The following is a 20859-nucleotide window of genomic DNA, read 5'->3' as shown; positions in this document are numbered from 1 at the left end:
CGCGCCGGCTAGGCGCAGTACTGCGCCTCCTTGCCGATCGAGCGGTACATGCAGTCCGCGTTCTCCAGCAGTTGGAGCACGGCGTCCCGGTTGCGCGCCGTCTCGCGGTCGATCACCTCGTCGGGCGGGTAGAAGCCGCCCCCGCCGCCCGTGTCGCTCGGGTACATCTCGAAGGTGTAGGCGAAGACCTTCTGGTTGCCCCACAGCCAGTCGTCGATCGTGCCGTCGGTGATGTACAGGTCGCTGGACTGCTCCGGCGTGTAGCCGTTGCTGGTGGCCATGCTGGTGCCGATCTTCTTGTACGCGGCGAGGTCGTCGGCGGTCATGCCGGGCGCCGTGTCGTTGTACGTCCACCCGAACGGCCACAGCACGAGCTCGCTGTAGGTGTGGAAGTCGATGGCGGCCTTGATCTGCTGCTTGCCGCCGACCACGCGGCTGCGGACGAAGTCCGCGACGACCTTCACCTCGGGGGCCGACTCGCCGGCCGTGCCGCGGTAGGTCTCGGAGCTCTTGCTGCCGCTGGAGCCGCCGCAGCAGCCCCACTTGTAGTCCCAGTTCCGGTTCAGGTCCGTGCCGACGTAGGAGGAGCCGGAGTTGGGCTGCCGGTTCTTGCGCCACGAGCGGTAGGAGCCGGAGGCGATGTCGTACTCGCCGCCGTCGGGGTTGAGGTCCGGGACGATCCAGATCTCGCGGCTGTTGACCATGTTGGTGACCCGGGCGTCGGAGCCGTACTTGGAGCCGAACTCCTTGAGCAGGTACAGGGCCATTTCCACGGTCAGGTGCTCACGGGCGTGCTGGTGGTGCGTGAAGAGCACTTCGGGCTCGGCCTCGTCGGTCCCGACGTTGTCGCTGATCTTGATCGCGATGATGTCCCGGCCCTGGTACGACTTCCCGATGACCTGCTTGCTCATGATCGACGGGTACTGGGCGATGCGCTGGTTGATCTCCGCCGTCGCCTCGGCGTAGTTGTGGTAATTCGAGTCGGCGGACGGGAAGTCGTTCACTCCCGTGGCCACGCCGCTCAGCGAGCGGTCGGGCGGCCCGGGCAGCGGGGTGATCTCGTAGCCGAGCGCACGGAGGTGCTTGGCCTGGGCGGGGTCCGCGCTGACGACGACGGAGCGGGCGTCCACCTCGTCGATCGAGACGCCGGTGCGCAGCAGGGCGGTGCGTTCGGCCGCCGTTGCCGGGCCCCGGACCTCGTACTGGGCGACGGACTCGTCCTGGGTGGCGGTGGAGGGGGTGGGTGGCGGGGCGGCCGTCGCGCTCATCCCGTAGGCGGGTGCGCCGAGCGCCAGGGCCAGGAGGGCCGCCGTGACGGCGGCCCTCCGACGGTTGTGGAGCCGCATGCGTTCTCCTGGGTGGGAGTGTGGGGGTAGCCGTGCGGACGCGCACAGCGTGCTCTCGTGGCATGTCCGGGTCAAGAATCCGAAACCGGCCAGAATGCGGTCGGGCCGGTCGGTCACCGGTCACCCCCACACGTACCGCCTAAGGGAGCGCGTGGACCTTCGGACCCACCGTGTCGGACCAAGCGCTACCCGCCTTGGCGTCCCAGTTGGTCGACCAGGTCATTGCGCCGCGCAGCCCGGGGTAGGTCTTCGACGGCTTGAAGGACCCGCAGTTCGTGCCCCGCGCGAGGCAGTCCAGGGCGTTGTTCACCGTGGTCGGCGAGACGTAGCCGCTGCCCGCGCCGCTGGGCGAGGCGGGGACGCCGAGTCCCACCTGCGAGGGGTCGAGGCCGCCCTCCAGCTGGATGCAGGCGAGGGCGGTCAGGAAGTCCACCGTCCCCTGGGAGTAGACCTTGCCGTCACAGCCGTTCATCGAGCCGCTGTTGTAGTACTGCATGTTGACGACGGTCAGGATGTCCTTGACGTTCAGGGCCGTCTTGAAATAGCCGCCCGCGGTCGACTGCATGTCGATCGTCTGCGGCGCCATCGTCAGCACGAACGACGATCCGGCCTTGGCGGACAGCGAGCGCAGCGCCTGCGTCATGTAGGTCGGGTTGAGGCCGTTCTCCAGGTCGATGTCGATGCCGCTGAACCCGTACTCCTGCATCAGTGCGTACGCCGAGTTCGCCAGGTTGTTCGCGGAGGCGGAGTCGCCCACCGAGATGGTGCCCTTCTCGCCGCCGATCGAGAGGACGACGGACTTCCCGGCCGCCTTCTTCGCCGCGACGTCCGCCTTGAACTGCGCCGGCGTGTACCCGCCCAGGCCGGCCGAGTCCAGGGTGAAGGAGATGGCACCCGGCGTGGTCGTGGCGTCGGCGAAGGAGACGGCGATGATGTCGTACTGGGCGGAGACGTCCGAGATCTTCTGGACGGTCGCACCGTTGTTGAAGTTCTGCCAGTAGCCCGTCAGGGCGTGCTTGGGTACCGCCGGGTTGGGGTTCGGGTTGCCGCCGCCGGTGGTGGTCCCGGTCACCGCCGCCGACCTCGGGCCCTCGCCCGCCGCGTTGTACGCGCTCACCTGGAACGAGTACGAGGTGGCGGCGGCGAGCCCGGTGAGCTGGACGGGGGAGGCGGTGACGGTCCGGACGCGGACGCCGTCCTGATACACGTGGTAGCCGCTCGCGCCGCCGACCGCGTTCCACGAAAGGGTGAGGGCGCTCGCGCTCTGACCGGAAACGGCGGGCGCCGAGGGCGCCCCCGGGACGCTCGGACCGGGGTCGGTGCCGCCGCCCCCGTCCGGGCCGAAGACGCTGAACTCGTCCGCCACGTAGGCCGGCTGGCCGTACCAGCCGTGCGTCCAGACGGTGACCTTGGTGGTGTTCGGCCCGGTGGAGAAGGTGGTGGACAGCTTCTGCCAGCCGCCGCCGGACCCCGGGGTCCAGGTGGACACGTCCTGGGTGCCGGTCCCGGTCGCGCCGAGGTACACGTACGAGCCCTGCACCTGCGCGCTGAGCGTGTACGTGGAATTCGGCTTGACCGTGACGGTCTGGGAACACCGGGCCTCGTCCTGGCCGGCCGGGGTGGCCCTGAGGGCGCCGCTGCCCGAGAAGACGGGGGAGGTGACGGCGGCGCCGCTGCCGCCCGAACAGGACCAGTCGGCCAGGCCGGACTCGAAGCCTCCGTTACGGGCGACGTTGACGTCGGCGGCTTGTGCCGTACCGGCGCCGGCGGCGGTCAGGGCGCCGGCGGCGAGCGTGGCGGCGAGGGGCAGGGCGAGGGAGCGTATGCGGTTCACGAAGGCTCCGGTGGGGGGAGAGGGGGATGTGAACGGGGTGACGGGGGCGTGTGGGGGACCCCCGGGAGCCAAGTTGGTCCAGACCAATCGCGGTGTCAAGGCTCTTGTCAATCTGGCCTGAAATCAGCGCAGTTCCCCTTGTCGTCCGGTCCCCGTTGTCCCGGTTTCCGGTCACCTGTGACATGTGCTCGCGGCACGGGAATCACCAAGGCCCTGCCCCACCGCGGACGACGCGGATATGGTGCTGACGCAGGGGGGAAGGCGCTGGTCGTGTGCGGTCGCGCCGTCCGTGCAGCGCAGGTGAAGGCCGCGTGACGGACGGGCGAAGACCGCGGTGTACGGGGTGAACGGGGGGATTCGCGTGCCGACCGCCATTGCTGTCACCAGCGCCGACCTGGTGCTGCCCGCCCCCGACCGGCACACCCCGGGCGCCGCCGTGCTGCGCCCGCCCGGACAGCTCGACCTCGAAGGGGCGCTCGCCGAGACCACCGCCCTGCTGGAGGCGCACGGCCACCTCGTGGTGGTCGTACCGTCCTGGCTGCCCGCCGCCACCGTGCGGCGGCTGCACACCGTACGGGCCATCCTGGAAACCGACCGCATGGCGCTGGTCGAGGCCGACCTGCCCCCGCTGGGCACCGCCCTGCTGGTCCGTCAGCTGCGCCAGCTCAGCGTCTGCGAGTTCAGCCCCGGGGTCCTCGCCTCGGCGGCCAGGCTGCTGTCCCACTACATCTACGCGGGCGCCCTGCTGGGCAGCGTCGCCAAACTGGACCGGGTGCCGGTCGGGCTCAAGGCCCACGCCCGCTCCTGGTCACCGGGTGCCCAGTTCGCCGTACTCGCGCACCCCACGCCCCACCTCGCCAGGCTGGCGCCCTCGGCCTCCTCGGGTGCGCACGCGGGCGGCGCCGCCGTACTGCCGCCCGGCCCCGGTTTCGTCACGCACCTCACCTTCGCCCGCGGCCAGCTCGCCTCCGACTGGGTGGCGGCCGAACTGGCGCCCGCCTGGCAGGTCGCCGGCGTCATGGAGAACCCGCTGCCCGCCGACTCGGCCGCCTGGTGGGCGACCCCGAAGCTCGTCGAGTTCGCCGCCGCCATCCCGGACCCGTCCGTGCTCTACCAGCTCGTCGCCTCGGTCCGCCGCGAGGAGTGCCGCTGGTGCGGCATGGAACTCATCGGCGACCGCTGCGGCTTCTGCTCGGCCCCGCTGACCGCGCCGCCACCGGCGCCGCCGCCCGCCGGCGGGCAGAGCGCAGCACCGTCCAGATCCCGACTCTGACCGGCCCGAACGAACGAAGAACGGCGAGGTAGTACGGCTCATGAACTCACGCCAGCGCCGCGGCGTCATCCTGCTGCTGCTGTCCGTCCTGTGCGCGCTCGCGGCGTTCGCCGGGGTCCTCGTGGTGATCGGCGACGTCAACTCCAAGGTCGGGTCCGAGGTCGTCGCGTACCGCGTGAAGGGGGACATCGCCCCGTACAGCCCCCTCGGCGCGGGCCAGTTCGAGGAGGTCAAGGTCCCCAAGCGATGGCTGTCCGAGACCGCCGTCACCGACCTCGGCGCGCTCAAGGGCAAGATCGCCCTCACCACGCTCAAGAAGGGCTCCCTCCTCCAGGAGGACATGTTCGTCGACAAGCCCCAGCTCCAGCCGGGCGAGCAGGAGATCGCGATCATGATCGACGCCGCGACCGGGGTGGCCGGCAAGATCACCTCCGGTGCCAAGGTCAACATCATCGCCACCTTCAAGGGCGCGAAGGACACCGATCCCTCCCGCTCGGTGATCATCGTCGCCAACGCCCGCGTCCTGAACGTCGGCAAGCTCACCCCCCTGGACAAGGACAGCGACAAGAAGGGCCCCGCCGAGGCGGTCCCGATCACCTTCGCCCTGAACACCAAGGACACCCAGCGCGTCGCGTACGCCGAGTCGTTCGCGGAGCACGTACGGCTGGCCCTGGTGGCCCCCGGCACCGAGTCGGCCCCCGGCCCGGGCGACCGCACGTACACCCTCGACGGGGACAAGTGAGGCCCGGATGAGCACCCGAATCCTCCCCGCGGCCGGCGACCCGGACGCCGCCCGCCTCATCGCCACCCTCCTGGGCCGGCTCCCCGACGCCGAACCGGCCGGGCCCGTCACCGACTCGACGGCCCTGCTCGACACGCTGGCACGGCTCGCCGCCGAGTCCGTCGACGCACTGCCCGAGGTGGTCCTCGTCCACGAGCGGATCGGCCCGCTGCCCGCCCTGGAACTCGTCCGGGAGGTCGCCCTGCGCTTCCCGGCGGTGGGCGTGGTCCTGCTGTCGTCCGACGCCGGGCCCGCCCTGTTCTCCGCCGCCATGGACTCCGGGGCGCGGGGCCTGATCGGACTGCCCGTCACCTACGAGGAACTGGCCGCCCGCGTCCAGGCCGCCGCCCAGTGGTCCGCGGGCGTACGCCGCCACCTGGGCGGTGGCCAGCAGCAGCCGTCCGGTCCCGGCGGCCGGGTGGTGACCGTCGCCGGAGCCAAGGGCGGCGTCGGGACCACCTTCACGGCGGTGCAGTTCGCCCTCGCCGCGGCCGCCTCCGGGCGCCGTACGGCCCTGATGGACCTGGACCTCCAGGCCGGGGACGTCGGTTCTTACCTCGACGTGCAGTTCCGCCGCTCGGTCGCCGACCTCGCCGGGATCCAGGACATCTCCCCCCGCGTCCTCCAGGACGCCGTGTACGACGACCGCACCGGGCTCGCGCTGCTGCTGGCCCCGGGCGACGGCGAACGGGGCGAGGAGGTCGACGAACGGGCCGCCCGGCTCGTCATCGCCGCCCTGCGCGCCCGCTACGAGCTGGTCGTCATCGACTGCGGGACCCAGGTCACCGGGGCGAACGCGGCCGCCGTGGAGCTGGCCGAGGTCGCGGTCCTGGTCACCACCCCCGACGTGGTCGCGGTACGGGCCGCCAAACGGCTGGTGCGGATGTGGGAGCGGCTCCAGGTCCGCAAGGCCGAGGACACCGTGATGGTCGTCAACCGCTGGAGCAGGCACACCGAGATCCAGCCCGCCCTCATCGAGAAGATCACCGGGACCCGGGTCACCCGCACCCCGGTCCCCGCCGCCTTCAAGGAGCTCCAGGCGGTGGTGGACGCGGGCCGCGTCCAGGACCTCGACAACCGCTCGACGGTCAAGCAGGCTCTGTGGAAGCTGGCGGGGGAACTCGGCCTGCTGTCCGCCCCGGCCACCACCACCGCCGAACCCCCCTCCGCCGAACTGGCCGTACGGGCGGCGGCCGGACCACTGGCCCGGCTCCGCCGGGGCCGGGAGGGGTGAGGCCGTGGCCGCGCGGAGCCGGGACCGTGGACAGGTGGCCGTCGAGTTCGTCGGCATGGTGCCGCTGATCCTGCTGCTCGTCGCGGCGGTGTGGGAGTGCGTCCTGATCGGGTACGCGTTCTCGCTGGCGGGCAATGCGGCCGACGAGGCGGCGCGGGCCGGGGCCGTGCACGGCGACGCCGCGTGCGGGACGGCGGCCCGCAGGCACATCGGGGGCGCCTGGGCCGTGGAGGTGGACTGCGGGAACGCGGGGGACATCTACAAGGCGACCGTCAGGCTCCACGTCCCCGTGCTGTTCCCCGGGCTGGACATCGGCGTTCCCATCACGGGCGAGGGCGGCTCGCCACAGGAGCAGGAGAGGGGAGGGGAGTGAGATGACAGGGACCCGGCGCGCCTTTCGGGACCGGGGTCAAGTGGCCCTGGAGTACATCGGCTTCATCCCCATCCTGCTCTTCGTCGCGCTGTGCGGCATCCAACTCGGCTGGGTCGGCTACGTCCACCAGCAGGCCGAGACGGCGGCGCGCACGGCGGCCCGGGTGGAAGCCCGCAAACCGGGGTCGGGGGAGGCGGCCGGCCACGCGGCGATCCGTTCGGGGCTCGCGGCCACCATCACGGTGTCCGGCGGCGGGGACGCGGTCACCGCCAACGTCTCCATCCCGGTCACCTCGATCATCCCCGGGCTCGCGCTCGACCCCGCCACCGCCACCGCCGTCATGCCCAACGACGACCCGAAGGGACCCTGACGATGAGCCTGCGTTCCCGGGTCAACACCCCCGACGACCGCCACAACCCGCGCGAGGACGGCCGGCTGGTCTCCTCCTACCGCGCCAAGCTGCTGGAGGAGATCGACCTCGCCGAGATGTCGGCGCTCGCGCCCGCCGAGCGCCGGGCCCGGCTGGAACGCGTACTGGGCCACATCATCAGCCGCGAGGGCCCCGTTCTGTCCACCGTCGAACGCGCCCAGCTCATCCGGCGCGTCGTCGACGAGGCGCTCGGCCTCGGCGTCCTGGAACCGCTCCTCGAAGACCCGTCGATCTCCGAGATCATGGTCAACGGCCCCGACCAGATCTTCGTGGAGCGCGCCGGACGCGTCGAACAGCTGCCGCTGCGCTTCGCCTCGCACGAGCAGCTCATGCAGACCATCGAGCGCATCGTCTCCACCGTCAACCGCCGCGTGGACGAGGCCAATCCGATGGTCGACGCCCGCCTGCCCAGCGGTGAGCGCGTCAACGTGATCATCCCCCCGCTCTCCCTCACCGGCGCCACGCTCACCATCCGCCGCTTCCCGCGCGCGTTCACCCTGCACGAGATGATCAGCCTCGGTTCGCTGGACGAGCAGATGCTGCTCCTGTTGTCCGGCCTGGTGCAGGCGAAGATGAACGTGATCGTCTCCGGGGCCACCGGCACCGGCAAGACCACCCTCCTCAACGCCCTCTCCGGCCTGATCCCGGAGGGCGAGCGGATCATCACCATCGAGGACTCGGCCGAACTCCAGCTCCAGCAGGCGCACGTCATCCGCCTCGAATCGCGCCCCGCCAACGTCGAGGGCAGCGGCCGGATCACCATCCGCGACCTCGTGCGCAACTCCCTGCGCATGCGCCCAGACCGCATCATCGTCGGCGAGGTCCGCGGCGGCGAGACCCTCGACATGCTCCAGGCCATGTCGACCGGACACGACGGCTCCCTGGCCACCGTCCACGCCAACAGCGCCGAGGACGCCCTGATGCGCCTGCAGACCCTGGCGTCCATGTCCGAGGTGGAGATCCCGTTCGAGGCGCTCCAGGACCAGATCAACAGCGCGGTGAACGTCGTCGTCCAGCTCACCCGCTTCGGCGACGGCTCGCGCCGCATCACCGAGATCTCCATCCTCGACTCGCACGGCCGCGAACCCTTCCGGATCATCACCGTGTGCCGGTTCGCCGCCCGCCCGATGGCCGCGGACGGGCGCGTGCACGGCCACTTCGCGTACTACCCGCTGCCGCGCACGATCGCCGACCGCCTCTACATGAACAACCAGCCGATCCCGCAGGCCTTCGGGGTCGCCATGTCCGACGACCAGCTCGCCGCCCGTACCGCTCGGACCACCCGGACCGTCCTGTGAACCCTTTGATCCTCCTCACCCTCGGCGCCACGCTGCTCGCCTGCCTGCTCGTGGTCCTCGGCGTACACGCCTACGCCGCCGGCCGCGCCCAGCGCGCCGCCCTCGTCGAACGCCTCTCCGCGAGCGGAACCCCGGAGCCGCTCGGCCGCCGGCGCCGCTTCCGCGGGGTCGACCGCCGGCTGCGCCGCACCCGGCTGGGCCGCCGGATCGAGGTGAAGCTGGCGACCACGGGCCTGGACCTCACCCCCGGCGAGTTCCTCGTCTACATGCTGATGTCCGTGACCGGGGTCTGGCTCGTCTCGGCGTCCCTGCTGGCCCCGTTCTTCGGCCCGGTGGCGGGCCTGATCGGGCTGTGGGCGGGCAACGCCTTCCTCAACTGGCAGCGCACGCGCCGCACGGAGCGGTTCATCAACCAGCTCCCCGAACTCGCCCGCATCCTGGCCAACGCCACCCAGGCCGGCCTGGCGCTGCGTACCGCCATCGGCATGGCGGCGGAGGAACTGGAGGCACCGGCCGGCGAGGAGCTCGGCCGCGTCGCCGACCGCCTCGCCGTCGGCCACTCCATCGAGGAGTCCCTGGGCGAACTGACCGAACGCCTGCCCTCGCGCGAACTCGTCGTGCTCGTCTCCACCCTGGTCCTGTCCGCGCGCGCGGGCGGCGCCCTCGTGGGGAGCCTGCGCAACCTCACGGTGACGCTGGAGCAGCGCAAGGAGACGCGCAGGGAGATCCGTACGCAGCTCTCGCAGGTGACGGTGACGGCGTACCTGGTCCCGGCCATCGGGCTCGGGTCGCTGCTGCTCGTGGACATGATGATGCCGGGCGCCCTGGACCGCATGACGGGTGCGTTCATCGGGCAGACGGCGGTCATCATCGCCCTCGGCCTGTTCACCCTGGGGTTCGTCCTCATCCGCCGGCTGTCGAAGATCGACGTGTGAGGGGGACGACGTGACCGCACTGCTGCTCGCCGCGGCCCTCGGGCTGTCGGTCTTCGGGGCCCTGTACGGGGTCCGCCTCTACCGCGCCGACGTCAAACTGCCCAGCGACCTCGCCCTCGCCCTCGAAGTCGGCGCGACCCGCACCACGGCCGTCGGCTCGCTCGTCGACCGCACGGGCATCCGCTGGGCCCCCCTGGTGCTGCGGCTGATGGGCCCGGACCGGGTGGCCCGCAAGCGCCGTCAGATCGACATGGCGGGCAACCCGGCCGGCCTGACCATCGACCGGTACGCGGCCCGGCGCGCCGTCTACGGGTTCCTCGGCGCGCTCGGCGCCTTCGCGATGCTGGTCAACGGGCAGTTGGTGGCCGCCCTGCTCATGGTCGCCTTCGGCCTGTTCTGGATCGAGGCGGGCCTGTGGTCGGCGATCCGGGTGCGCCGGGACCACATCGAGCGGACGCTGCCGGACTTCCTGGACGTGCTGGCGGTCGTCGTCAGCGCCGGGCTCGGTTTCCGGCAGGCGCTGGACCGGGTCGCGGGCAAGTACGAGGGGCCCTGGTCGGACGAGATCCGTATCACCCTCCAGCAGATGGACATGGGCGTCAGCCGCCGCCAGGCCTTCGACGAGCTGCGCCGGCGCAACGACTCCGAGCAGGTGGCGCAGTTCGTCACCGCCCTCCAGCAGGGCGAGGAGCTGGGCTCCCCGATCGTGGAGACGCTGATCGCGATCGCGGAGGACATGCGCCGCACGGACGCGCAGAACGCCCGCCGCCGGGCTGCGCGGGCGGTCCCCAAGGCCACCTTCACCGTCACCATGTTCATGCTGCCGGGCACGCTGATCCTGCTCGTGTGCGGGTTCGTCTACGGGGCGGACATCGACTTCGGCGCCCTGTTCGGGAGCGGGTGAGCCATGGCCGCCACGATCGATTTCGGGGCCCCGGCCCCGGCCCCGGCCACGTCCACCGCCTCGGCCCCGGCCACGTCCACCGCCTCGGCCCCGGCCACGTCCACCGCCCCGGCCCCGGTCTCGGCCCCGGTTACGGCCGCGCGTGGTGCCGCGGCGCGGCCGGCCCCTCCGCTCGCCCTCCAGGTGAACGCGTTGCAGGCACTGTGCCGTCGGGTCTTCGCGTTCCGGATGGTGATGCTCGGCCTGGGCGCGCCCGTGGCCCTCGGCCGCACCGCGCCCGGCGCCCCCGTGTACCTGGTGGGCGGCGCGGTCCTGCTCACCTTCATGCTGTCCTACGTCCTGTTCCGCGACTGGGAGCGCTTCGGGCCGCTGCTGCTGCGCCACCCCTGGCTGCTGGCCGTGGACACGGCGTTCAGCGCGCTGCTCCTGATCACCGCCACCCCCTCCTCCCCGCTCGGCCTGCTCTCGCTCTGCACACCGCTGCTGGCCGGGCTGGTCTACGGGTGGCGCGGCTCGGCGCTCTACGCGGCCGCGCAGGCGGCGTTGGTGGCGTGGGTGGCGTGGGTGGCGGCCGTCACCGGCGGGTTCACGCTTGCCGCGCTGTGCCTGCTGGCGGGCGCGGCGGGGGCCTCGCTGCGGGACCTCCTCTTCCGCTTCGGGGCGGCGAGCCAGGCCCTGACGGAGACCCGGGCGCGGCTGGCGGCGGCCGAAGCGGTACGGGCCGAACGGGAGCGCCTGGCCCGCGAGATGCACGACTCGGTGGCGAAGACCCTGCACGGCCTGGCCCTGTCCGCCGACGCCCTCTCCCGCACCGCCGACGACCCGGAGGCCACCCGCCGCCGGGCCCGGGCGGTCGCGGAGGCGGCCCGCCGGGCGGCGGCGGAGTCCCGGGAGCTGCTGACGGACCTGCGCCGGGACCTGCGCCGGGACCTGCGCCGGGACCTGCGCCGGGACCTGGACGCCCCGGGCGTCCCGCTCGCGGCGGAGCTGCGGGCGCTGGCGCGCGGGGGCGCGGAGCTCCGTATCACCGGGCCGCTGCCGCTGCTCCCCCCGGACGTCGCCGGGCACCTCCTGGCGGTGGCCTCCGAGGCCCTGGAGAACGCCCGGCGCCACGCGTGCGCGTCCCGGGTCGTGGTGGAAGCGGCGGTGTCCGGCCCGTCCCTGACCCTGACCGTCGAGGACGACGGCCGGGGCCTGCCTCCCGCCGGGATCGACGTCACCGCCCTGGCGGACGCCGGCCACTACGGCCTGCTCGGTATGACGGAGCGCGCGGCGACGATCGGGGCCGGCCTGCGCATCGGCGGCCGCCCGGACGGCGGCCCCGGCACCCTGGTCCGGGTCGACCTCCCCTTGGGGAGCCCGTGATGCCCCCGCTGCGGATCCTGATCGCCGACGACAACCCCGTCGTCCGGGCGGGCCTGGCCGCCCTGCTGGCGACCGCCGAGGGCCTGGAGGTCACCGCCCAGGCGGCGGACGGCCGCGAGGCGCTGAACCTGACCCGCCTCCACCGGCCCGACGTCGTCCTACTCGACGTCCGCATGCCGGGCGTCGACGGCATCTCGGCCCTCCCGCACCTCGTCCGGCTGGCGCCGGTCCTGATGCTGACGTACAGCCAGGAGGCGGAGGTCGTCCGGGAGGCCCTGCTCCTGGGCGCGGGCGGCTACCTGGTCCACGGCGAATTCACCCCGGACCACCTGATCCGGGCCATCCACGACACCCACGCCGGCCGCGCCCACCTCACCCCGACGGCGGCGAACGCCCTGCTCGCGGAACTCCGCGCCTCTTCGCAAACGCAACCAGTTGTGGCACAGTCTTCTCAGCAACTCGTCAACCAGATGGCCTACGGCCTGAGTTCCCGGGAGGAGGAGGTCATGGACCTGATCGCATCCGGGATGAACAACCAACAGATCGCGGCGGCCTGCTTCATCAGCGAGAAGACGGTCAAGAACCACATCAACCGCATCTTCGCGAAGCTCCAGACCACCACCCGCAGCGAAGCGATAGCCCGCTGGCTCGGAACGGCCCGTCCAGGAGTGACCGGCCATGGGTAGACGCCTGACGCAGTGGGTCCGTATTTGGGCCCCGGGACCCTTGGTCACCACCGCTAACTCCCCGTATTGTCCGCCCATCGACAGCGGCACCGGCCCGGGAGGAAACCCCCATGTCACACAACACCCTGCTCAAGGCCACCGTTCAGACGAAGGTCCGGGTAAGTGGGTGGACGGACACGGCGGTGGCGAGCCTCCGCAAGCGATACGCGGGCCTGGACCGCGGCCAAACGGCCTTCGAGTACCTGGGGATCATCCTGGTCGTGGTGGTCATCATCGGCGCGATCGTCGGCTCGGGTATCGGTTCGGAGATCACCAAGCGCATCAAGGACGCGGTGACGAGCATCAAAGCCGGCTAGTGGCCGCACGCCGGGTGCGTGACCGCGACCGCGGGCAGGCCTTTCCCATATATGTGGTGATGGTGGCGGGACTGCTCTTCGCCGCGCTCGCGTTTTTTGTCATCGGCCAAGCCGGAGTCACCCGCAGTGATGCACAAGGAGCGGCTGATGCCGCGGCATTGGCAGCGGCTCAAAAGGCCAGGGACACGTTGGTTCCAGGTGTGGTCCTAACTGATCTCCAGCCCAAGGACTGGGAGAAGCTCGTTCTCGGCAACCTATTCGACCCAGCGGGCGCATGCGGGGAGGCCACGAGCTTCGCCACGCGGAACGACGCAAGTGCGACCTGCACATCGTCCGGGCTCAGCTTCACCGTCAAGGTACAGACCAACGGCACGGTGGGGACCTCGGTCATCCCCGGTACTGAATCCATGCACGGCACGGCCCACGCCACTGCTTTGATCACACCACGCTGCCACCTGGGGGCGTCGGCGGCGCCCGGCGCACCACAGAGTCCTGTCGATAGTGGGGTGCTGAACTCGGGCCCCGTAAAGATCGAGTGCAAGGGTGGGGTGGAGCTCAGCTTTGAGCCGTCCAAGCCCGACCCCTGGCATGTGCTGGCAAGAAAGCTCTTCGACGTGCGCCTGACCGACTGACCCACAACGAATCGACAAGGAAGCAGCACAAATGAGCATGCGGCAGAAGGCGAAGGTTCGCAGGGGAACGGTCGTCGCGATTGCGGCGGTCCTGGCCCTCGCGTTGGCCGGATGCGGCGGTGACGACGGCGGGGAGGGCAAGTCGAAGAATCCACCCTCTCCGCAATCTCCGGGGGCGGGGAAGCAGTCCGCCGCACCGAGCAACGGCCAGAGCTCAGCACCGACTGAGATCTTGGCGACCGCCAAGGGGGCCAGCGGGATGGTGTTGGAACTCAACTCAGTGCGGCGTGACCAAGGTGGCTTCCTCACTGTCAACGGTCAGATCAAGAACACGGGGTCCCAGTCCTACAACGACACGGCGACCTGGCGTGGTGTCGAGCTCAACGGCACCGGAGAGTCAGTTGCGGGGGCGACTCTGGTCGATAAGGCGGGCAAGAAGCGCTACTACGTACTTCGGGACACGGAGTCCCGCTGCCTCTGCACAACGGGCGTCTCCAGTGTCGGCCCCGGGGAATCGATCCCGTTCTTCGCCCAGTTCCCCGCACCCCCCGCCGCCACCACCGAGGTGGACTTCAGCCTCCCCACCTTCGCCACGGCCACCGTCAAAATCTCCGGGTGACCCCATGACCAAACGCCACCGCGTCTCCGCCGCGACCGCCGTCGCCGGCCTCGTCATCGCCGGCGCCCACATCCTCGGCGCGACCACCGCGTACGCCGACGACGTCAAGCCTTCCGTGCCGCCCGGGACCGAGCCCTCCGCCGCCGCGCCCGTGGCCATCGACTCCAACGCGCCCGGCCTCAAGATCCCGCAGGGCGGAACGCTGGCCCCCATCAAGGTGCTCGACATCGCCGAGGTCGTCGAGGACCTCGGCGGGGAGCAGCGGCGGCAGGAGACCAACCAGACCGTCATGATGGCCCTGCAGGCCGAGGTGCTCTTCCCCGAGGACAGCGCCGTCTTCAACGCCCAGGCCGCCGCCCGCATCCAGGCCATCGCACAGGAGATCAACCAGCAGAAGGCGACCCGCGTCCGGGTCTTCGGGTTCACCGACGACCAGGGCAGCTACGAGCACGGCAAGGAACTGTCCAAGCAGCGCGCCGACGCCGTACAGGCGGAACTCGCCAAGACGGTGACCAGCCCCGGGGTCATCTTCGACGTCCGGGGTTACAGCGAGGACTACCCGATCGCCGACAACGGCACTGAAGAGGGCCGCAAGAAGAACCGCCGCGTCGAGATCACCTTCCCCCGCAGCGAGAAGTAGGCCGCCCGCTCGCCCCCGCACGCGCACCGCCACCCGGGCTAACGCCGCGTGTGAGGGGGCGCCGTCCGAGGTATGTGTCCCGGCGGACCTACCGGCGGAGGAGGAGACTCGGCATGCCACGGACCCGGGTGAACGGCGTGGAACTGTTCTACGAGGTCACGGGCGAGGGTGATCCCCTCGTACTGGTCCACGGGTCCTGGGTCGACCACCACTCCTGGCGCCTGGTCGCCCCGCGCCTGGCCGGGTCGTACCGGGTGGTGGTCTACGACCGCCGCGGTCACAGCGGCAGCGAGCGCCCGCCCGGCCAGGGGACCCGCAGGGAAGACGAGGACGACCTCGCGGCGCTCATCGAGACCCTGGACCTCGCCCCGGCCCACGTCGCGGGGAGTTCCTTCGGCGGGTCCACCGCCCTCGGGCTCGCCGCCCGCCGCCCCGAGCTGTTCCGCACCCTCGCCGCCCACGAGCCCCCGCTGCTGGGTCTCGTCGAGGGCGATGAGGAAGCGCAAGCCGCCCGCCTGCGCCTGGACGCGGTCTTCGCGGACATCCGCGGCGGTGACCACGCGGCCGCGGCCCGGCGCTTCGTGGAAGAGGTGGTCTCCGGGCCGGGCGAGTGGGGCAGGGTGCCTGAGCCGATCCGCGAGACGTTCATCGCCAACGCCCCCACCTTCCTCGACGAGCAGTCGGACCCGTCTTGGGCCATGATCGACCTGCCGCGCCTCGCCGCCGGCTACACCGGCCCCGCCCTGCTGACCACGGGCAGCGAGGGCATGCCCTGGTTCCCGGGAATCGTCGCCAAGCTCGGCAAGGCGCTGCGGGGGGCGCGGGTCGTCACCCTGGAGGGCGCCGGTCACGTCCCCCACGTCACCCACCCGGACGCCTACGTCGACACCCTCACGGGGTTCCTGCGGTCATAGGAGGTGGTCGGCCTTGCCGGCCTTGATGTCCCGGATGAGCTGGCGCAGGGCGTCCGTGGTGTCGGTGAGGTACGTGTCCTCTTGGCCGGAGAGGGCGATGTAGCTGTTGCCGTCCCCGTCCACCCCGATCCGGTAGCAGCTCGCGCCCTCGCCGCAGAAGGCGTCTTCCCAGGTGATGTCTGCCATCGGTGTCCCCTCAGAGTTCGCGAGCCAGGTGGTGGATGAAGTCCCGGGACGGGCCGGGTGGCAGGCTGAGCCGTTCCGTCCAGTCCAATTGGCAACGGTACTGCGCCAGTTGCGCCTCGGTGTGCAGGAAGTCCGCGCCGTGCGTGCTGTCGACCTGGACCGTGTCCAGCCGCGGGACCGGGCCCTCCAGGTAGTTGACCGTCTGGCCCGCGCCGGGGAACCCTTCCGCCTCGAAGGGGAGGACGCGCAGGACCACGTTGGGCCTGTCCGACGCGGTCAGCAGGTGCTCCAGCTGGGCCCGCGCCACCTTCCGGCCGCCGAAGCGCATCCGCAGAGCCGCCTCGTGGACGACCGCGACGTACTCGGGTGCCGAGTCACCCTCCAACACCTGCTGTCGCTCCAGACGATGGGCCAAGCGCAGGGCGATCTCTTGTTCCGGGAGGGTCGGTACGACGAACCGGAAGAGGGCGAGTGCGTGGTCGCTGGTCTGGAGCAGCCCCGGAACGTGCACCGAGTGTGCGCACCGCATGCGGGTGGCGTGCGCCTCCGTCTCGGCGATGTCGAGCATGGCGGCGGACAGGGTGCCCCGGTAGCGCTCCCACCAACCTCGCTTCCGCGGCTGGGCCATGGCCACGAGCGCATCGATGTACTCCTCGTCCGCGCAGTCGCAGTGGCAGGCCAGCGTCCGGAGCCGTTCCTCACTGATGGTCCGGATGCCCTGCTCGATGGCCGACACCTTGGAGCGGTCGACGCCGAGCAGCCCTGCGGCGGATTCGGCGGACACGTCCGCCGCCAGCCTCATCCTGCGCAGCTCGGCGCCCAGTCGCTTCTGTCGTTCGGTGGGCGCAATCCTCGGCGGCATGGGTGCAGTCTGCCGTGTCGGGACCTTCGCCTCCAGAAGTGAACGAATCATCGCAAGGAGGTGGTCAATAGTCCACCCAGGCACTACATTGGGTAACGCACCGCTCACGCAGGGGAGTTGAAGTGCACCGCCGCAGCATGCCTCGGGCCTCGGCGACGAGCCACGCTCCCCGCCCGCGTCAGCCACCCGTGCGCGTCGAACTCACCGAAGTCACGTCAGCCGAACAGCAACGTCGCACCAGGGAGTCACCGATGCCCAGCCCCTTCGACCCGGCCGCCACCCCCACCGGCGGGTTCACCGCCTGCCCGGTCGTGCCCACCGCCCCCACCGGACCTCCGGTCCCCGACGACCTCTCGTGCAGCCTCACCCTCCCCGGCGAGCCGCACAGCGCGCAGATCGCCCGCAGCGCCGTACGCGCCGCCCTGCACGCCCACGGGCTCGACCCGCTCGCGCCGGCCGCCGTGCAGGTCACCGGCGAACTGGTCGGGGCGACCTGGTACTTGGACCCCGCGCGAAGTCTGTACCTGTCCGTCCGGCACCGCGAGGGCGCGCTCCGGCTCACCGTCTACGACGGCCACGCCCCCCACGCGCACCCCCGCCTCGCCGCGCACTGCGAGGCGCGCCGGCGCTCCGCGCTGCGGCTGATGGCGGCGGTCGTCCGGGAGTGCGGCGGGGCCTGGGGGATCGAGGGATCGCGTGAGCCCGGTGGCGGTACGCGCACGTGGGCGGCCCTGCCCGCGACGGGCGCGGTCGGCTACCTTGCCGCCTGACCGGCCCCCAGGGGTTACGGCTGCTGGTGGTGGGCCTGGACGATGAGGTCCGTGGCGACCTCCAGGGCAGCTTTACGGGTCTCCTCGGGGTCGCCCTCCACGTGCTGGAGGAACATCATTCCGGCATGCAGGGTGAACAGCGCGCTGATGCAGCGGACTTGGTCGGCCAGGGGTGCGTCCGGCGCCCTGAGGAGTTCCACCAGGGCGAAGAGCCGCTTCTTCATGGTGTCGCCGATGCTGAGCTCCCGCACCGTCGCCTGGTTCTCCTGCATGAACCGGTAGAGCGAGGTTCCCGCCGCCATCGCCTCGCTGTAGCGGCGCAGCACCTCCCGCTTGGTCTCCAGGGTGCGCGGCTCGCCCTCGGCCCAGCCGATCAAGTCGTCGATGGGCTGGGTCAGGTCCTCGAAGACGCTGATGATGATGTCTTCCTTGGTCTTGAAGTGGTAGTACAGCGCCGCCTTCGTGACATCGAGCCGCTCCGCGATCTCGCGCAGCGACGTCTTCTCGTACCCCTGCTCGGCGAAGAGCTCCAGCGCGACGTCCTGGATGCGCTGGCGCGTGTTCCCGCGCCGCTGGTGCGGACTGCTGCTGGACATGACTCTCCCAAGAAACTTACTTGACGCCCGGCTAGTGACGCGTCTACCTTCACCAGTGTAGTGAACTAGCCGGGCGGCAAGTAAGTGGCCGGGTGCGGAAAGTGCCAGGGGAGTGGACGACATGGTGGAGATGACGAAAAATACGGAGACCTCCGGGGAGGTGAAGCCCCGCAGTGTCCGCGTCGTACTCATGGCCCTCATGATCGCGATGTTGCTGGCCATGCTCGACAACATGATCATCGGTACGGCGATGCCGACGATCGTCGGCGAGCTCGGCGGGCTGGAGCACCTGTCCTGGGTGGTCACGGCGTACACGCTGGCCACCGCGGCCTCCACGCCCATCTGGGGCAAGGTCGGCGACATGTACGGCCGCAAGGGCTCGTTCCTCACCTCCATCGTGATCTTCCTGATCGGTTCCGCCCTCAGCGGCATGGCCCAGGACATGGGCCAGCTGATCGGTTTCCGCGCGATCCAGGGTCTGGGCGCCGGCGGTCTGATGGTCGGCGTCATGGCGATCATCGGCGACCTGATCCCGCCCCGCGAACGCGGCAAGTACCAGGGCATGATGGCCGGCGTCATGGCCCTGGCCATGATCGGCGGCCCGCTGGTCGGCGGCACCATCACCGACCACATGGGCTGGCGCTGGTCCTTCTACATCAACCTCCCGCTCGGCGCCGTGGCGCTGGCGATGGTGAGCGCGGTCCTGCACCTGCCCAAGAAGAAGGCGCAAGGCAAGATCGACTACTTGGGTGCCGCCCTGCTGACCCTCGCGATCACCTCCACCGTGCTGGTCACCACCTGGGGCGGGACCGAGTACGCGTGGGGTTCCGGTGAGATCATCGGCCTGATCGTCGTCGGCGTCGTCGCGATCGCCGCGTTCCTCTACGCCGAGACCAAGGCCGCCGAGCCCGTCATGCCGCTGCACATCTTCCGCAGCCGCAACTTCACCCTCATGTCGGTGATCGGCTTCCTCGTCGGCTTCGCGATGTTCGGCGGCGTGCTCTACCTGCCGCTGTTCCAGCAGGCCGTGCAGGGCGCCTCCGCCACCAACTCGGGCCTGCTGCTCCTGCCGATGCTCCTCTCGATGATGGTCGTCTCGCTGATCGCGGGCCGGGTCACCACCAACACCGGCAAGTACAAGGTCTTCCCGATCGCCGGTGGCGCGCTCATGGTCGTCGGGCTCTTCCTGCTCGCGACGATGGACACCGGCACCACCCGACTGGTCTCCGGCCTGTACATGGCGGTGCTCGGCGCCGGCCTCGGCTTCCTGATGCAGATCACGATGCTGGTCGCGCAGAACAGCGTGGACATGAAGGACATGGGCGTCGCCTCGTCCTCCGCCACCCTCTTCCGTACGCTCGGCGGTTCCTTCGGCGTGGCCCTGATGGGTTCGCTGTTCACCTCGCAGGTCACCGACACCATGACCGACCGGCTCGGGCCGGCCGCCGCCGCCAAGGCGGGTTCGGCGCAGCTCGACGCGGCGAGCCTGGCCAAGCTGCCCGCGGTGATGCGCGAGGCCTACCAGCACGCGGTCGCCGCCGGTACGCACTCGGCCTTCCTGCTCGGCGCGGCCATCGCCGTACTGGGCTTCCTGGCGGCCTGGTTCGTCAAGGAGGTCCCGCTGCGGGGCGCGGGCCCGGCCGCGGCCGGCGCCGGTGAGGGCGGCAAGCCCGCCCAGGCTCCGCAGGAGTCCCTCGCCCACTGAGTCGTGCCTCATGAAGGCCCGGCCCCGGGGATCCGCCGATCCCCCGGGGCCGGGCTTTTTTCGCGCGTCCAACTCCCCGCCACCGCAAGGACGATCACCGACAAATCTCCGACACGGCACTTGACGCCCTTTCGGGCGGAACTCCTCACCGGCGGCGGACGTCATGATCTATGGACGGATCACACAAAGCGGACGCGATGCGGGGAGTTGAAACGGCTCATGAAGTTCACGGCAGGCGGACGGCGACGGGGAACGACGACGGCCCGGCCGGCCATCGCGACAGCGGCAGTGGCGGCGGCCGCCGCGGCGACGGTGTGGGGAGCGACGACCCTCACCGGACCGGTCCAGGACAGCCCCCGGGCGGGTGGGGGGCCCTCCGCGGCGCCAGGGGCCACCGCTCCCCACGACACGTCCCGGCGCATACCCGAGGGCATAGCCCACGCCTCCGAAGGCGGAGCGCGGGCCGTCAACATCACCATCGACGACGGGCCCGACCCCCGCTGGACCCCGCAGGTCCTCGACGTGCTCAAGCGGCACGACGTGAAGGCCACCTTCTGCATGATCGGGCCCCAGGCCGAGGCCCGCCCCGACCTCGTCGAGCAGGTCGTCGCGGGGGGCCACCGGCTCTGTGACCACACCACCTCGCACGACACGGCGATGGACAAGAAGCCCACCGCCTACCAGCAGGAGCAGATCCTGGCCGCGAAGCGGCAGATAGAGCGGGCGGCGGGCGGCGCCGCCGAGGTCGCGTACTACCGGGCGCCCGGCGGCGCCTTCACCCCGCAGAGCCGTCGCCTCGCCGCCGAGAACGGCATGCGCCCGCTCGGCTGGAACGTCGACAGCAAGGACTTCGCCAAGCCGGGCGTCGCGGCGATCGTCGCCACCGTCGAGCGGGAGATGAAGAACGGGCCGACCCTGCTCTTCCACGACGGCGGGGGCAACCGCTCCCAGACCGTCCAGGCCCTCGACCTGGTGCTCGACCGGCTCGCCGGCCAGGGCCGGCCGACCGGCTTCCCGGTCCGCACCGCGCCCTGACCCGCGCCCCGGCCTGCGCCCCGCACCGCGCCGCGGCCTGCGCCCCGCACCGCGCCCCGCACCGCGCCCTGACCCGCGCCCCGGC

General features: G+C 71.2%; 23 protein-coding genes. 18 read left to right on the top strand and 5 right to left on the bottom strand.

What is annotated here, in order from left to right; genetic code table 11:
- Positions 1-8: 8 nt before the first annotated feature.
- Together OG861_RS11905 and OG861_RS11900 are read right to left on the bottom strand one after the other, a co-directional pair.
- Positions 9-1346 (bottom strand): M14 family metallopeptidase, encoded by a 1338-nt coding sequence (locus OG861_RS11905; protein ID WP_329197844.1) that lies wholly within the window; start codon positions 1344-1346, stop codon positions 9-11.
- A gap of 139 nt (positions 1347-1485) precedes the next feature.
- The gene (locus OG861_RS11900; RefSeq protein WP_329197846.1) at positions 1486-3180 is read right to left on the bottom strand and encodes a chitinase; all 1695 of its coding nucleotides are present in this window, start codon (positions 3178-3180) and stop codon (positions 1486-1488) included.
- 361 nt (positions 3181-3541) lie between these two features.
- Here OG861_RS11900 and OG861_RS11895 point away from each other — a divergent pair, with 361 nt between their 5' ends.
- The 15 genes from OG861_RS11895 (at position 3542) to OG861_RS11825 (ending at position 15620) form a co-directional block, all read left to right on the top strand.
- Positions 3542-4453: a hypothetical protein gene (locus OG861_RS11895; protein ID WP_329197848.1), complete on the top strand. Its 912-nt coding sequence runs from the start codon at positions 3542-3544 to the stop codon at positions 4451-4453.
- Between the two features lie 40 nt (positions 4454-4493).
- Positions 4494-5195 carry a Flp pilus assembly protein CpaB gene (cpaB, locus tag OG861_RS11890; protein ID WP_329197849.1) on the top strand — a complete coding sequence of 234 codons (702 nt, stop codon included), beginning with the start codon at positions 4494-4496 and terminating at the stop codon, positions 5193-5195.
- Between the two features lie 7 nt (positions 5196-5202).
- The gene (locus OG861_RS11885) at positions 5203-6468 is read left to right on the top strand and encodes an AAA family ATPase (RefSeq protein WP_329197851.1); all 1266 of its coding nucleotides are present in this window, start codon (positions 5203-5205) and stop codon (positions 6466-6468) included.
- 34 nt (positions 6469-6502) lie between these two features.
- Positions 6503-6841, top strand: a complete 339-nt coding sequence (locus OG861_RS11880; protein WP_330261699.1) for a TadE/TadG family type IV pilus assembly protein — start codon at positions 6503-6505, stop codon at positions 6839-6841.
- Position 6842: 1 nt separating this feature from the next.
- A complete protein-coding gene (locus OG861_RS11875) occupies positions 6843-7211 on the top strand; it encodes a TadE/TadG family type IV pilus assembly protein (protein WP_329197854.1) in 369 nt (122 codons plus the stop codon).
- A gap of 2 nt (positions 7212-7213) precedes the next feature.
- A complete protein-coding gene (locus OG861_RS11870) occupies positions 7214-8569 on the top strand; it encodes a CpaF family protein (RefSeq protein ID WP_329197855.1) in 1356 nt (451 codons plus the stop codon).
- Positions 8566-9504 carry a type II secretion system F family protein gene (locus OG861_RS11865; protein WP_329197857.1) on the top strand — a complete coding sequence of 313 codons (939 nt, stop codon included), beginning with the start codon at positions 8566-8568 and terminating at the stop codon, positions 9502-9504. Before OG861_RS11870 ends, OG861_RS11865 begins: the two co-directional genes overlap by 4 nt.
- A gap of 10 nt (positions 9505-9514) precedes the next feature.
- Positions 9515-10408: a DUF5936 domain-containing protein gene (locus OG861_RS11860; protein WP_329197859.1), complete on the top strand. Its 894-nt coding sequence runs from the start codon at positions 9515-9517 to the stop codon at positions 10406-10408.
- Positions 10409-10411: 3 nt separating this feature from the next.
- Positions 10412-11773 carry a sensor histidine kinase gene (locus OG861_RS11855; protein ID WP_329197861.1) on the top strand — a complete coding sequence of 454 codons (1362 nt, stop codon included), beginning with the start codon at positions 10412-10414 and terminating at the stop codon, positions 11771-11773.
- Positions 11773-12459, top strand: a complete 687-nt coding sequence (locus tag OG861_RS11850) for a response regulator transcription factor (protein ID WP_329197864.1) — start codon at positions 11773-11775, stop codon at positions 12457-12459. The genes OG861_RS11855 and OG861_RS11850 overlap by 1 nt, the downstream gene beginning before the upstream one ends.
- A 110-nt stretch (positions 12460-12569) precedes the next feature.
- Complete coding sequence (locus tag OG861_RS11845; RefSeq protein ID WP_443056589.1) at positions 12570-12815, top strand: hypothetical protein; 246 nt, start codon at positions 12570-12572, stop codon at positions 12813-12815.
- Entirely contained in the window at positions 12815-13447 is a 633-nt protein-coding gene (locus OG861_RS11840) for a pilus assembly protein TadG-related protein (protein ID WP_329197866.1), read from the top strand. The genes OG861_RS11845 and OG861_RS11840 overlap by 1 nt, the downstream gene beginning before the upstream one ends.
- Positions 13448-13478: 31 nt before the next feature.
- Positions 13479-14066, top strand: coding sequence for a hypothetical protein (locus OG861_RS11835; RefSeq protein ID WP_329197868.1), 588 nt, complete (start codon positions 13479-13481; stop codon positions 14064-14066).
- A 4-nt stretch (positions 14067-14070) separates the two neighbouring features.
- On the top strand, positions 14071-14706 hold the full coding sequence (locus tag OG861_RS11830) for an OmpA family protein (protein WP_329197869.1): 636 nt from the start codon (positions 14071-14073) through the stop codon (positions 14704-14706).
- 113 nt (positions 14707-14819) lie between these two features.
- Positions 14820-15620, top strand: coding sequence for an alpha/beta fold hydrolase (locus OG861_RS11825; RefSeq protein WP_329197871.1), 801 nt, complete (start codon positions 14820-14822; stop codon positions 15618-15620).
- Here the strand turns inward: OG861_RS11825 and OG861_RS11820 are convergent.
- Entirely contained in the window at positions 15615-15806 is a 192-nt protein-coding gene (locus tag OG861_RS11820) for a hypothetical protein (RefSeq protein WP_329197873.1), read from the bottom strand. The two genes, OG861_RS11825 and OG861_RS11820, sit on opposite strands and share 6 nt — an antisense overlap.
- A gap of 10 nt (positions 15807-15816) precedes the next feature.
- Positions 15817-16668 (bottom strand): helix-turn-helix domain-containing protein, encoded by an 852-nt coding sequence (locus OG861_RS11815; protein WP_329197875.1) that lies wholly within the window; start codon positions 16666-16668, stop codon positions 15817-15819.
- Between the two features lie 251 nt (positions 16669-16919).
- On the opposite strand from OG861_RS11815, the gene OG861_RS11810 reads away from it, so the two are divergent.
- Positions 16920-17438 carry an ATP-binding protein gene (locus OG861_RS11810; protein WP_329197877.1) on the top strand — a complete coding sequence of 173 codons (519 nt, stop codon included), beginning with the start codon at positions 16920-16922 and terminating at the stop codon, positions 17436-17438.
- A 14-nt stretch (positions 17439-17452) separates the two neighbouring features.
- Here OG861_RS11810 and OG861_RS11805 read toward each other — a convergent pair whose 3' ends face one another.
- The gene (locus OG861_RS11805; protein WP_329197879.1) at positions 17453-18034 is read right to left on the bottom strand and encodes a TetR/AcrR family transcriptional regulator; all 582 of its coding nucleotides are present in this window, start codon (positions 18032-18034) and stop codon (positions 17453-17455) included.
- A gap of 130 nt (positions 18035-18164) precedes the next feature.
- Here OG861_RS11805 and OG861_RS11800 point away from each other — a divergent pair, with 130 nt between their 5' ends.
- Positions 18165-19739, top strand: coding sequence for an MDR family MFS transporter (locus OG861_RS11800; RefSeq protein ID WP_443056590.1), 1575 nt, complete (start codon positions 18165-18167; stop codon positions 19737-19739).
- A 219-nt stretch (positions 19740-19958) separates the two neighbouring features.
- Positions 19959-20774, top strand: a complete 816-nt coding sequence (locus tag OG861_RS11795) for a polysaccharide deacetylase family protein (protein ID WP_329197881.1) — start codon at positions 19959-19961, stop codon at positions 20772-20774.
- The last annotated feature ends 85 nt before the right edge of the window (positions 20775-20859 follow it).

Origin of the sequence: Streptomyces sp. NBC_00539 (assembly GCF_036346105.1) — a bacterium.
Classification (GTDB): Bacteria; Actinomycetota; Actinomycetes; order Streptomycetales; family Streptomycetaceae; genus Streptomyces.
Note: the sequence above shows the minus strand (reverse complement) of the source record. Positions and strands in the feature narration are given on the sequence as shown.